Below are 13,097 nucleotides of genomic sequence, written 5' to 3'. Positions count from 1 at the left end.
CGCTTGATGGTTTTCGTAGGGAATAGATCACAGTCCTAGGCCATTTACCCAATCCTGGACGTCTGATTCGCTGGCGCCCGAAGAGAAGCGTTCGCCTTCCAGCCAGTCGCCGGTACCAGCCATCTCGGCCAGCTGCTCGCCGCTGCTGCCGATGCCGGAGCTGGACGAGGTACAGAACGGGATCACCGTCTTGCCGGTGAAGTCGTTGGCCTCGACGAAACCGTCGACCGGCCAGGCGGCGATTCCCCACCAGATCGGATACCCGATGAACACGGTGCTGTAGTCGTCCCAATTGTCCACCGTGTCGGCCACGAGCGCGACATCGCGTTGCGACTCGTCTTCATGCTCGACGCTGACGCGACTGTTCTCGTCGGCCCAATTCAGATCGTCGTCGGTATATGGTTCCACGGGTTCGAGTTCGAACAGATCGCCGCCGGTGGCGTCGGCAATGTATTGCGCCGCACGTTCGGTGTTGCCGGTGGCGGAATAGTAGACGACGAGCACATCGCCGTCGGAGGATGCGCCTGCCTCTTGCCCCTGCTGCGATTGCTGGGTGCTGGATGCGGAGGCGTCATCGGCGGAATCGGACCCGGATTGTCCGGAGCAGGCCGCGAGGCCGAAGGTCATGGCCAGCCCGGAGAACGCGGCCATAACGGTGTTGAAGCGGTTGCGTGCTATCGACATGGAGGTTCCTTTCAGATGATATATGTTCTGTTGCTGAAATTGCGACGGGGTCATGCCCGCCCGTGGCGCTCCCCGACCATGCGGACGAACATGTCCACGGTATGCGGGTCGTCATGGTCGAAGAACAGGCTGGCGGTGGTGTCGAGCGTAGCGATGCTCTGCATCTCCGCGTCGGTAAGCGTGAAATCGAAGATGTCCAGGTTCTCGGCCATGCGCTCCTTGTGGGTGGATTTGGCGAGCGCCACGATGTCACGCTGCATCAGCCAGCGCAGCACCACCTGTGCCACAGACTTGCCGTGATCTTCAGCGATCTGAGACAACACGGGGTTGGTGAACATGCCGCTGCGCCCCTCACCGAACGGCGCCCATGCCTCATGCTGGACGTGTCGGGCCACCATATGCTCGTGTGCGGCGATCTGCTGATGGAACGGATTGGTCTCCACCTGGTTGATCATCGGTGCGATCTCGTTGAATGCAGCCAAATCGGCCAGACGTACTGGGCTGAAATTGCTCACGCCGATGGCGCGGACCTTGCCTTCCTTGTAGAGTTCTTCGAGTGCGTGCCACGAACCGTATACATCGGCGAATGGCTGGTGCAGCAGGACCAAATCCAGATAATCCAGTCCCAACCTCCGTAAAGAACGCTCAACCGATTCGCGCGCCTCGACGTATCCGTAATGCTCAATCCATACCTTGGTGGTGATGAACAGTTCGCTGCGATCGATGCCACTATCGCGAATACCCTGGCCGACCTCGGATTCGTTCATATAGGACTGCGCTGTGTCAATATGACGGTACCCGACTTCGACGGCATCTGATACACATCGCGCCGTTTCATCACCGGGCACCTGAAAAACGCCGAAACCCAACTTCGGCATGATCACACCATTGCTTAACGTTGCGTATTCCATATTGCAACCTTTCTGGCCGCACGTTCCAGCGAGCGGTTATCCTTGATGGTAGGAACCGGTAGCCACTACCGGTCAAGTCTTGGAATCATGGATTAATCCCATGGCGAACAACTCGGCAAGGAAAAGCTATGTACACGATGAAGGAAGCCTGCGAACTCGTCAACATGAGTTATGAGACGCTGAAGTTCTACTGTAAATCGGGACTTGTACCCAATCTGCGCCGGGACGAGCGCAATCGCAGAATCTTCGACGACCGCAACATCGCATGGATCAACAGTCTCAACTGTTTGCGCGCCTGTGGTATGGGAGTTGATGAGATGCGTCAGTACATGGAATTATGTCTGGAAGGCGAGCCGACGATTCCGGAGCGTCAACGTATCCTTGCGAAGAAACGTCACATCCTTGTCCAACGGATGGAGGAGATTCAACGCAGCATCGACTATGTCGACGCCAAACAAACCTTCTACAACGATGTCTTGGCCGGACGTGTCCAGTATTTCAGCAATCTAATCGACACCGGTACACCGACGAGCGAGATCCCCGAAAGGCTCGCGAACGCGTTCCATGCCGGGCATCAAACAAATGCTTGACGGATACGACAATGGGGCATCCCCTAAGAGGATGCCCCATTCGCTTGTTTGAGCTTTTCGGACCTTACGGTCAGTTGATGAGCTCCTTGACGGCGGCGATGACGGCCTGCAGACCGGCCTTCGCGTCGCCGAACAGCATCTGCGTGTTGTCCTTGAAGTAGAGCTCGTTCTCGATGCCGGCGTAGCCACGACCACGGCCGCGCTTCATCACCACCACGTTCTGGGCCATGTCCACGTCCAGGATCGGCATGCCGGAGACGGCGGTGCCGGGCTTGCGGGCGGCCGGGTTGGTCACGTCGTTCGCACCGACGACCAGCGCCACGTTGGCCTGCGGGAACTGCGGGTTGATGTCGTCCAGATCGATGAGCTCCTCATACGGCACATTGGCCTCGGCGAGCAGCACGTTCATGTGGCCGGGCATACGGCCGGCCACCGGGTGGATGGCGTACGAGACCTCGACGCCATGGCCCTTGAGCAACTCGCCCAGGTCGGCGAGCTCGCGCTGGGCCTGGGCCTGGGCCAGACCGAAGCCGGGGACGAAGATGACCTTCTCCGCGTAGACGAGCTGCACGGCAACGTCGTCCGCGGTGGTCTCCTTCATCGTGCCCTCGGGGCCTTCGGCCGAACCCGCGGCGGAGGAGCCGCCGCCGAAGCCGCCGGCGAGCACGCTCATCAGCGGACGGTTCATGGCCTTGGACATGTCGATGGACAGGGTCACGCCGGCGGAGCCGACGAGGGCGCCGGCCACGATCAGGGCGATGTTGTTGATCGCCAGGCCGCTCATGGCCACGGCGGTGCCGGTGCAGGCGTTGAGCACGGAGATGACCACGGGCATGTCGGCGCCGCCGATCGGGATGACGAACACCAGACCGTAGATCAGCGCGAACACGGTGGTCAGGATGCTGAACAGCAGGCGCTGCTCGGGCATGACGCACAGCATGACGAACGAGGCGAGCATCAGCACGATGCACACCACGCTGACCACGCCCTTGGCCGGGATGGTCAGCTTACGCATGAACTTCAGGCCCTGCAGCTTGCCGGCGGCGACCAGCGAGCCGGAGAAGGTGACCGAGCCGATCAGGATGCCCAGGCCGGCGGTGATGAGCACCACGATGGTCGGCAGGCTCTCGGAGGTCAGGATGTCGTTCAGCGCCACGAGCGCGGCAGCGCCGCCACCCACGGTGTTGAAGATGGAGACCAGCTGCGGCATGTCGGTCATCTTGACCTTCTTGGCCGAGACCACGCCGGCCACCGTACCGATGATGATGCCGACGATCAGCAGCGCGACGGCCACGCCGTGCTGGAAGCCGTTGGAGATCTCATTGACGAACAGCACGATGAAGGCCATCGCACAGGCCAGAATCATGCCGGCGGCGGAGATCAGATTGCCCTTGCGGGCGGTCTTCGGAGAGTTCATCAGGTGCAGGCCGATCACGAAGATCACGGCGGAGACCAGATAGACGAACCATTCGATCACGCCCAGCGGCGTGCTCAGGGTTTCGGCGAGGGTACCCATTACTTGTCCTCCCCCTTCTTCTTCGACTTATCGGACTTGAACATCTCCAGCATGCGGTCGGTGACCACGTAGCCGCCCACGACGTTCATCGTGCCCAGCACGGCGGCCAGGAAGATGAATACCCAGGCCAGCGGCGAGGTGGCGTGCGCGGCCACGATGACCACGCCGACGATCACGATGCCGTGGATGGAGTTCGCGCCCGACATCAGCGGGGTGTGCAGGGTCGCGGGGACCTTGCCGATGACCTCGACGCCGATGAGCAGCGCGAGGATGAACAGCGTGATTGCAACGACGATATCCATGTCTCTTCTCACTTTCCTTCCGCAGCCGGGGCTTCGGCACGGCCGGCGACCACGAGGGCGTTGTCGAGCTCCTCGTTCAGGTCCATCGCCAGCTTGCCGTCGCGCACGAAGTGGGCGAGCACGTCGGCCACGTTGCGTGCCAGCAGGTTCGACGCGGTGTTCGTCACTTCGCTGGCCAGATACGGCGCGCCGATGATGGTCACGCCGCCCTCGGTCACCTGGGTGCCGACGGTCGAGCCCTCGACGTTGCCGCCGAGTTCGCTGGCGGCGCAGTCGACGATCACGGCGCCGCGCTTCAAGCCGTCCACGCCGGCCTTGGTCAGCAGCATCGGCGGCTTGCGGCCGGGGACCTTGGCCGTGGTGATGATGACGTCGAAGCCGGCGGCCTTCTCATCGACGGCGGCCTGCTGCGCAGCCTGCTCCTCGGCGGTCAGCTGGCGGGCATAGCCGCCCTCGCCCTGACCCTTGGAGAAGTCGAGGCCCAGGTCCAGGAACTTCGCGCCCAGCGATTCGACCTCGCCCTGGGCGGCGGGACGAACGTCGTACGCGGTGACGACCGCGCCCAGACGGCGGGCGGTACCGATGGCCTGCAGGCCGGCGATGCCGGCGCCGAGGATGAGCACCTTGGCCGGACGGATCGTGCCGGCGGCGGTGGTCATCATCGGGAAGAACGAACCGTAGGCGTTGGCGGCCACCAGAACGGCCTTGTAGCCCATCACGGAGTTCTGGGAGGTCATCTCGTCCATCGACTGCGCGGAGCTGAGCTGGCGCGGCAGCTTCTCGATGCCCACGCCGACCAGGCCGGCCTGTTCGAGGGAGGCGATGTAATCGGTATCGGTGAAGGAACCGAGCATGCCGATGACCCAGGTGCCCGGCTTCATGCGGGCGATCAGTTCGGCATCCGGGCGGTCGATAAAGCCCAGAGCGTCCGAACGGGAAATCACGTCATCCGCGGACACCACCTCGGCGCCCGCCTTCGTGTAATCCTCATCAACATAGTTGGCGGCGACGCCCGCGCCGCTTTCGATCAGGCAGGAGACGCCCGCCTTGCGCAGCCGTGCGACGATGTCCGGCGTCAGGGCGACGCGGGACTCGTGGTCCGACGTTTCGTTGAGAACGCCGAACGTCACGGTGGCTTGTGCTGTTTCAGCCATGTGAGCCCTTCCTCTTTCTTATCAGAAGAAAAGATTCGGTGTATGTTACAGCCTTACAGTCTATCCAAGGAGCCGACCAAACCAACAGCGCCGTCCCAATATGCAGATTGCGGCGCATGAACGGTGCAGCGCCGGCGTTCCTACGCTACCGTAAGGTGACGTGTCGCCGATGACCGGTTATCATTCGACAGAGAGAGGCCATATCAGGCTATAAGGAGAATCACGTGTCTGTCATCACATCACTCAAGAACACCGCCACCTCGTTGGCGCAGAAGGCACTGCAGCTCGGCGGCGACTTCGTCCACCCGGTCAGCGACGACTCCGGCGAAGGTCCCGACTACGCCGCCCCCTCCGGTGCCGGGCAGCTGGATGTCACCGGTCTGCCGCATTCGCACACCTGGGGCGAGGACCGTCCGACGACCACATACATCGATCAGCAGACAGGCCTGCTCACCGCCTACACCGAGGGCATTCCCCCGCTGGATGAGGGCATGACGATCTACGACCTGTACGCGCAGCGCGCCGAACGCATGGGCGACGACCCGCTGTACACATACAAGTCCGGCGACGCCTGGGTGACCAAGACGGCCACCGAGGTGCTGGAGGACATCCGCGTCACCGCCAAGGGCCTGATGCAGCGCGGCCTGCGCAAGGGCGACACCGTGGCGTTCATGTGCCGCACCTCCTATGAGTGGGACGTCATCGACGCGGCGATCATGGCGTGCGGCGGCGTGATGGCCACGATCTACGAGACCGATTCGGCCGAGCAGATCCGCAACATCGTGGACAACTCCGACGCCAGGCTGCTCATCGTGGAAACCGTCGAGATGCGCAACAAGGCCGACGGCACAATCGCGGAATGCCCTTCGCTGGAGAGCATCCTGTGCCTGGAGACCGGCGGCCTGGCCGAGATCCAGGCGTACGCGGACCAGGTCTCCGACGAGGAGCTGGATGCGCGCATCGATTCGGTGAAGAAGACCGATCTGTGCTCGATCGTGTACACCTCCGGTTCCACCGCCGCGCCGAAGGGCGTGGAGATGACCCACGAGCATTACTGCACCACCGCCATGACGCTGCAGTCGTTCATGCCGGCCGTGCTGAACAACAGAAACGGTTCCGTGCTGCTGTTCCTGCCGCAGGCGCATACCTTCGCCCGCGCCGTCAACTACATCGTCGTCGCCAGCAACCTGCGCATCTACATCGCGCAGGGCATCGCCACGCTGATCAACGATCTGCAGGAGGCCAAGCCCACCGTCATGATCGTGGTGCCCCGTGTGCTGGAGAAGGTGTACAACGCCGCCTCGCAGAAGGCCGGACACGGCGTCAAGGGCGTGGCGTTCGCCGCCGGCGTGGTCACCGCGCAGAACTACATGAAGGAGATCAGCGCCAACGGCAAGCCCAAGGCCCTGACCGCCGCCCGCCGCGCCACCTTCGACCCGATGATCTACGCGCAGCTGCGCCAGGTGCTCGGCGGCCGTGCCCAGTGGATCGTGGCCGGCGGCGCCCCGCTGGACCCGGAGCTGCTGGCGTTCTTCCGCGGCGCGAACATTCCGGTCTATGAAGGCTACGGTCTGACCGAAACCACCGCTCCCTGCGCGTTCAACCCGATCGGCACGCCGTTCAAGGCCGGTTCGGTCGGCATCCCCTACCCCGGCTTCCATGTGCGCATCAGCGAGGAGGGCGAGATCCAGATCCAGGGACCCGCCGTGTTCCCGCGCTACCACAAGAACGCCGAGGCCACGGCCGACACGTTCACCGAGGACGGCTGGTTCATGACCGGCGATCTCGGCCGTCTGGACGAGGAGGGCTTCCTCTACATCACCGGCCGCAAGAAGGACCTGATCATCACCGCCGGCGGCAAGAACGTGGCTCCGCGCCCGATCGAGGAGGTCATCCAGCGCTGCGAGTTCGTCTCCCAGGCGCTGGTGCTCGGCGACAAGCGCCCGTTCATCTCCGCGCTGGTCACCTTGGACGAGGAGTCGCTGCGCCCGTGGCTGGAAGCCAAGGGTCTGGACCGCGATATGCCGCTGGAGGAGGCCGCCGAGAACGCCGTGGTCCGCGCCGAGGTGCAGAAGTACGTCGATCAGGCCAACGAGGGCGTGTCCCGCGCCGAATCGGTGCGCAAGTTCATCATCCTGCCCGAGGAGTTCACGCAGGAGAACGGCCTGATGACCGCCTCGATGAAGGTCATCCGCCCGAAGGTCATCAAGCGCTACGCCACGCTGCTCAACACGCAGATGTACACCAAGCGCAAGTAGCGCCGCTGCGCATCCAAACACATATGACTGTGGGGTGCCGTCCGGAATTCTCCGGCGGCACCCCACAGTCATATGCCATATGCGCATCACTGTTGATCTCCGCGTCGTTTGCAGCGCCTCCGCCGCAACGGAGAACGCCGGACGCACCGGCTTTCAGAATCCGAGGCGTTCGAGCTGCTTGGGGTCGGACTGCCAGCCCTTGGCCACCTTGACATGCAGGTCCAGCTTGGCCTTGCGCCCGACGATGCGGTTGACCGGCGTGCGCAGCTTCTTCTTGACGCGCACCAGGTGCTCGGCACCCTTGCCGATGATGATCGGCTTCTGCGAATCACGCTCCACATAGATCGACACGATGACCTCGACCTTGCCGTCATAGGCCTCGCCGGTCTCGTTGTCCTCCGGATATTCGATCGAATCGACCACCACGGCCAGCGAATGCGGCAGCTCGTCGTCCAGCTCCTCCAGGAACGCGCCGCGCACCAGCTCGGCGATTGTGTCCTCGGGGCGCTCCTCGGTGATCTGATCGGCCGGGTACATCTGCGGTCCCTCCGGCATATTGTCGATCAGCACGTTGCGCACCTCGGCCAGATTGTCATGCTGCAGCGCGCTCACCGGCACGATGTCGGTGAAATCGGCGAACTCGTTGATCTGGATGAGTTTGGCGATCAGCTGCTCACGGTTGAGCTCGTCGATCTTGGTGACAATGGCGATCAGCGGCACCTTCCAGGAGAAGCTCCCGTCGTCCCGCTTGGTGGCGAACTCGGCGCGCAACCGGCTCAGGATGCGCTTGTCGCCCGGGCCGATCTCCTGGTCGGCCGGCAGCAGGAACGCGATGGCGTCCACGTCCGCCAACGATTCGTCCACCACATCGTTCAACCGCTGGCCGAGCAACGTGCGCGGGCGATGGATGCCCGGGGTGTCCACCAGCACGATCTGCGCATGGTCGGTGGTCAGGATGCCGCGGATGGCCTTGCGTGTGGTCTCCGGCCGGGAGGAGGCGATGGCCACCTGCGTGCCGATCAACGCGTTGATCAGCGTGGATTTGCCGACGTTCGGGCGGCCGACCACGGCCACGAATCCCGACCTGTACACCGTCTGGTCCTGCGTCTGCTGGGCTGCGTCGTTCACTGGTTCACTGCTCCTTGTTCTCTGCTTCGTCCTGTTCGGCCGACGTGTCCGAATCCTCGTCGTTGCTCTGATCGGTATGCGCCGGCTCCACCACGATCGTCGAGACCTTCTTCCGGCGACCGGCCGAATCCACGGCGGTGAGCCGCAGCCCGCGGGTGACCGCCGACGCGCCGACGATCGGCACCTGTCCCAGCAGCTTGGTCAGCAGACCGAACACGGTGTCGACATCGTCCTCGTCGATGTCGATCTCGAAGATCTCCTCCAGGTCGGCGATCGGCGTGCGGGCGGGCATGCTCCACTTGCGCTCCCCGATCTGCACCGGTTCGGCATGCTGGGTGCGGTCGTGCTCGTCCTCCAGCTCCCCGACGATCTGTTCGATGGTGTCCTCGATCGTCACCAAGCCGGCGATGCCGCCGTACTCATCCACCACGATCGCCACATGCTGGCGCAGCCGCTGCATCTGGTGGAACAGGTCGTCCACCGGCTTGGACTCCGGCACCAGCAGGGGGTCACGCACGATCGAATCGACGGTGCGTTCGCAGGCCGCCGGGTTGAATGCCGTGGCGCGTACGGCGTCCTTGAGGTAGGCCACGCCGATCAGGTCGTCGACGTCCTCGCCTATCACCGGCACGCGGGAGAATCCGGAGCGGGAGCACAGCTTCAGCATCGAGACCAGCGTCTGCTCCTTGCCGATGCAGATCATGTCGGTGCGCGGCACCATGATCTCGCGGGTCAGCGTGTCCGAGAGCTTGAGCACGTTGCGCAGCATCTCCGAGGTCTCGGGATCGAAATCGTTGGCCTCGACCAGCCGGTCGATCATGGCCTTGCCCTGCTCCATCTGCAGCTTTTCGAGCTCCTCGTCGTCGGAGAGCTCCGACTCGCGCCTGCGCTTCTGGCCGTTCTGGCCGCCCACGCGGGCGAACGGCGTCAGGGCGGAGGCCACCGTGATCACGCCCGCATGCTTGATCATGATGTCCACCGGCTTCAACGCCCCCACGGCACGGGGACGCACCAGCACCGACACCACGGCCACGATCAGCGCGAACAGCACGCCGCACACCAGCTCCAGCCACAGCGGCGCCCCGCACAGCGACGCGATGCACATCACCAGCACGCCGTCCAGCACATTGCAGGAGATGCGGAAGAACATGCACGATCCGGAGGTGGCGTACCGGTCGGCGATCAGCTTCTGCACCTTATGGATGCGCTCGATGCGCTTCATGCGGGTGAACTGGCTCATCTCCTGATCGGTCTGCGTCTCCAGGATCAGGTTGTTCAGACTGGCCCTGGTGACGCGGGAGACCGCGCCTTCGGCGGAGGCCATCGTCAACGACAGCCAGATCAGCAGCGCGGCGGCCACGGCGAGCGCCGCAATCACCGCGATCAGCGAGGGATCATCGAATATCATGCCTCATCCTTACTGTTGTTCCGGTCCGCGCGTCAGCCGGCGGCGTTCATCGTACTGCGCCAGCGCATCGGGGGTGCCGGCGGGCAGTGTGGCCGGTTCCCCGATGCCGTGGTGCAGCGCGAAGAACGTGAGCAACAGCTGGCGCTGCAGGCCGAACATCTGCCGTTCCTGATCCGGGGTCACGTGGTCGTAGCCGAGCAGGTGCAGCGTGCCGTGGATCGTCAGCAGCAGCATCTCCTCCAACGCGCTGTGCCCGGCGGCCGCGGCCTGCTGGGCGGCCACCCACGGGCAGATCACGATGTCGCCGAGGATGCCCTCGACCAGCGTGCGGCCGTCGCCGGGGCGCAGCTCGTCCATCGGGAAGCTCATCACATCGGTGGGGCCCTCCAGGTTCATCCACCGTTCATGCAGGGTGGCGATCGGTTCGGGGTCCACGAACATGATCGTCAGATCGGACTGCGTGCTGACCTTCATCTGGTCCAGCACCCACACCCCGAGGTCGGAGAAGACCTTCGGATCGATGACCCACTGCGTCTCGTTGATCACCTCAACGCTCATCATTACCCTTTCGCTGCCGTGTCCCACGCCCGATGGCGTAGGCGTGCCGATCATACGCCTCGACGATCCTGCCCACCAGCGCGTGGCGCACCACATCGTCCGCATTCAGATGCACGAACGCGATGTCATCGATGTCGCCGAGAATCCGCTCGATGGAGGCCAGTCCGGAGTTCGGTACGGTCAGGTCGATCTGGGTGACGTCGCCGGTGATCACCATCGTGGTGTTGAATCCCAATCGGGTCAGGAACATCTTCATCTGCTGTTCGGTGGTGTTCTGCGCCTCGTCGAGGATCACGAACGCGTCGTTGAGCGTGCGGCCGCGCATGTAGGCCAGCGGCGCCACCTCGATCGTCCCGTCGTCCATGAAATGCCGCAGCTGATCCGGTCCGAGCATGTCGGACAGCGCGTCGTACAACGGACGCAGGTACGGATCCACCTTCTCGTTGAGCGTTCCGGGCAGGAAGCCGAGGTTCTCCCCCGCTTCCACGGCCGGACGGGTCAGGATGATGCGGCGCACCTTACGGTCCTGGAACGCGCGCACCGCCTTGGCCACGGCCAGATAGGTCTTGCCGCTGCCCGCCGGGCCGATGGCGAAGGTGATCGTATGCGATTCGATGGCGTTGACGTACGCCACCTGTCCGGCGGTTTTGGCGCGGACCGGAGATCCGTTCGCGAACGCGATGACGCCGGGCACATGCGGTTTATGGTGTTGCGAAACCTCGTCCCGACGCGACGGGGATTCAGGCAACGTGCGCCGCAACGATTCCGCGACCGTACCATGACCGGGATGCGTGCGGCGCACCCGGTTCGGCAAAACGTCCTGATCGAGCATCCGGCGTACGGTATCGGCGTCCATCGGCGCGGTGTATGCGGCCTGGATGATGGTGTTGACGACTTCCTCGGCGCGTGCCGCCTGCGCTTCCGTCTGTTTCGATCTGGACATGATGGCGACGCGGTTGCCCCGCACGATGATCGTCAGGTCCGGAAACGCCCGCTCCACCTCCCGGAGCACCTCGTCCACCGGACCGAGAACCGAGACGGGGTCAAGCTGTGTTGGGATGGTGATGGTTCGTGTCGTGGTGGCCACGGAATCCCTTCTCGTGAATGGATGACAATTGTTGTGTCCGCTGCGTTGCCGCACGCGGCGCCAACCTGCTATTCGTCGAGCGTTTCCCCGGTCAGGACGTGGGCGTGGACGTGGAAGACGCTTTGCCCGGCGTCACGGCCAGTGTTGAAGATCAGACGATAGGCGCCATGGAAGGCGTCATCGGCGATCGACTGCGCGACCTGGGCCATGTGGGCGAGCTGCGCGGGATCGTTCCCGGCCAGCTCGGCGACGTTCGCATAATGCTGCTTCGGCACGATGAGAACGTGCACCGCGGCCTTGGGATTGATGTCCTTGAAGGCATAGGTGGTCTCGTCCTCATAGACCTTGTCGCTGGGAATCTCGCCGGCGATGATCTTGCAGAACAGGCAATCGGGCTCGCACATATGATCCTCCTGGTTGAACTACTGCCATACCCATGCTATTGCGCCGCGCGGATATTCCGCACTAGGCGTACCGTCCCACCGCACGGGACAGCAAGGACAACGCCACCGGGCCGGCCGCCGACGCCCGCAGGATATTCTCCCCGAGCACACAGCACACCGCGCCGGCATCGAGGAACGATTCGATCTCGGCGTCGCTGATGCCGCCTTCCGGTCCGACGACCACGTTGATCGTACGTGGCCTGCCGTCATCCAGGCAACGGTCGGACAGCTGGGCGATCGCCCCTTCGATGTCCTGCCAGCTGCGTGTGGCATCCTGATGCAGCACGATGACCAGATCGCCGTACACGCAGGCCCTCCTGCAGATGGCCACGATCTGCTTGCTGGAAACGCAATCTGCCAGTTCCGGTACCCAGCAACGCCGCGACTGTTCGGTGGCGGCCTCAAGCACCTGCCGCCATTTGCGATCGGTCCTGCCGTCCTTCCACTTGGCGATCGAACGGTCCGCCTGCCAGGGAATCACACGGTCCACGCCGATCTGCGTGGCCATATCGATGGCCTGTTCATCATGGCCGTTCTTGGCCAGGGCCTGGATCAGGCACAGGCGTATGGTCGGTTGCGGGGTGCGCCCGAACTCCACGACCTCGGCGGTTCCCGACTCCGGGTCGACCATCGTGGCGCGCAGGCGCAATCCCCTGCCGTCCGACAAGGTGAGCGCATCGCCTTTGCCCAGGCGCATCGCCTGCACGGCGTGTCTGCGGATATGCGGAGGCAACGTCAGGATCCACCCGGCGTGGATCTCGTCGCTGTTCACCGGAACGTCGTCATGGTCCGGGTCGAGCAGGAACACAGGTTCGGTCATGACTACTAGGCTACACATCGCTCCCATCCACGACACACCGTATTTGCATTTGCGACGCGCACTGGTATAGTTTCTTCTCGTTGCCGAACGGCACCTGTCCGGGTGGCGGAATGGTAGACGCGCTAGCTTGAGGTGCTAGTGCCTATTTATACAGGCGTGCGGGTTCAAGTCCCGCTCCGGACACCGACTAAAACCCCTTGGAATCCAAGGGGTTTTGTTGTATCCAGAGGAAAGGCGG

The 13,097-nt window shown here is 63.4% G+C and carries 13 protein-coding genes and 1 tRNA gene; 3 read left to right on the top strand and 11 right to left on the bottom strand.

Features of this window, described 5'->3' with window-relative positions; translation table 11 throughout:
* Positions 1-27: 27 nt before the first annotated feature.
* On the bottom strand, positions 28-684 hold the full coding sequence (locus tag OU11_RS03810; RefSeq protein ID WP_033514591.1) for a flavodoxin: 657 nt from the start codon (positions 682-684) through the stop codon (positions 28-30).
* 50 nt (positions 685-734) lie between these two features.
* A complete protein-coding gene (locus OU11_RS03805) occupies positions 735-1,595 on the bottom strand; it encodes an aldo/keto reductase (RefSeq protein WP_033514590.1) in 861 nt (286 codons plus the stop codon).
* Positions 1,596-1,723: 128 nt separating this feature from the next.
* On the opposite strand from OU11_RS03805, the gene OU11_RS03800 reads away from it, so the two are divergent.
* Entirely contained in the window at positions 1,724-2,185 is a 462-nt protein-coding gene (locus OU11_RS03800) for a MerR family transcriptional regulator (RefSeq protein ID WP_081963429.1), read from the top strand.
* Between the two features lie 70 nt (positions 2,186-2,255).
* Here the strand turns inward: OU11_RS03800 and OU11_RS03795 are convergent, their stop codons facing one another.
* Genes OU11_RS03795 through OU11_RS03785 form a run of 3 tightly spaced genes read right to left on the bottom strand, consistent with a single transcriptional unit; the run spans position 2,256 to position 5,157 of the window.
* Complete coding sequence (locus tag OU11_RS03795; RefSeq protein ID WP_033514589.1) at positions 2,256-3,701, bottom strand: NAD(P)(+) transhydrogenase (Re/Si-specific) subunit beta; 1,446 nt, start codon at positions 3,699-3,701, stop codon at positions 2,256-2,258.
* Positions 3,701-4,003, bottom strand: coding sequence for an NAD(P) transhydrogenase subunit alpha part 2 (locus tag OU11_RS03790; protein WP_033507434.1), 303 nt, complete (start codon positions 4,001-4,003; stop codon positions 3,701-3,703). The genes OU11_RS03795 and OU11_RS03790 overlap by 1 nt, the downstream gene beginning before the upstream one ends.
* Positions 4,004-4,011: 8 nt before the next feature.
* Positions 4,012-5,157: an NAD(P) transhydrogenase subunit alpha gene (locus OU11_RS03785; RefSeq protein WP_033514588.1), complete on the bottom strand. Its 1,146-nt coding sequence runs from the start codon at positions 5,155-5,157 to the stop codon at positions 4,012-4,014.
* Positions 5,158-5,381: 224 nt separating this feature from the next.
* Between OU11_RS03785 and OU11_RS03780 the strand changes: the two genes are divergently transcribed.
* On the top strand, positions 5,382-7,415 hold the full coding sequence (locus tag OU11_RS03780) for an AMP-dependent synthetase/ligase (protein ID WP_033514587.1): 2,034 nt from the start codon (positions 5,382-5,384) through the stop codon (positions 7,413-7,415).
* A 153-nt stretch (positions 7,416-7,568) separates the two neighbouring features.
* Here OU11_RS03780 and era read toward each other — a convergent pair whose 3' ends face one another.
* From era to OU11_RS03750, 6 genes are all read right to left on the bottom strand, one after another.
* Positions 7,569-8,543, bottom strand: coding sequence for a GTPase Era (gene era / locus OU11_RS03775; RefSeq protein WP_033514586.1), 975 nt, complete (start codon positions 8,541-8,543; stop codon positions 7,569-7,571).
* Between the two features lie 4 nt (positions 8,544-8,547).
* Positions 8,548-9,951 (bottom strand): hemolysin family protein, encoded by a 1,404-nt coding sequence (locus OU11_RS03770; protein ID WP_033514585.1) that lies wholly within the window; start codon positions 9,949-9,951, stop codon positions 8,548-8,550.
* Positions 9,952-9,960: 9 nt separating this feature from the next.
* The gene (gene ybeY / locus OU11_RS03765; RefSeq protein ID WP_033514584.1) at positions 9,961-10,509 is read right to left on the bottom strand and encodes an rRNA maturation RNase YbeY; all 549 of its coding nucleotides are present in this window, start codon (positions 10,507-10,509) and stop codon (positions 9,961-9,963) included.
* Positions 10,499-11,596 carry a PhoH family protein gene (locus OU11_RS03760; protein WP_033514583.1) on the bottom strand — a complete coding sequence of 366 codons (1,098 nt, stop codon included), beginning with the start codon at positions 11,594-11,596 and terminating at the stop codon, positions 10,499-10,501. The genes ybeY and OU11_RS03760 overlap by 11 nt, the downstream gene beginning before the upstream one ends.
* 68 nt (positions 11,597-11,664) lie before the next feature.
* A complete protein-coding gene (locus OU11_RS03755) occupies positions 11,665-12,000 on the bottom strand; it encodes a histidine triad nucleotide-binding protein (protein WP_033514582.1) in 336 nt (111 codons plus the stop codon).
* A 61-nt stretch (positions 12,001-12,061) separates the two neighbouring features.
* Complete coding sequence (locus OU11_RS03750) at positions 12,062-12,859, bottom strand: 16S rRNA (uracil(1498)-N(3))-methyltransferase (RefSeq protein ID WP_033514581.1); 798 nt, start codon at positions 12,857-12,859, stop codon at positions 12,062-12,064.
* 96 nt (positions 12,860-12,955) lie between these two features.
* On the opposite strand from OU11_RS03750, the gene OU11_RS03745 reads away from it, so the two are divergent.
* Positions 12,956-13,042: transfer RNA gene (locus OU11_RS03745), tRNA-Leu, on the top strand.
* Positions 13,043-13,097 lie beyond the last annotated feature (55 nt).

The sequence above is a fragment of the Bifidobacterium pullorum DSM 20433 genome, from assembly GCF_000771405.1.
GTDB classification, from domain to species: Bacteria; Actinomycetota; Actinomycetes; order Actinomycetales; family Bifidobacteriaceae; genus Bifidobacterium; species Bifidobacterium pullorum.
Note: the sequence above shows the minus strand (reverse complement) of the source record. Positions and strands in the feature narration are given on the sequence as shown.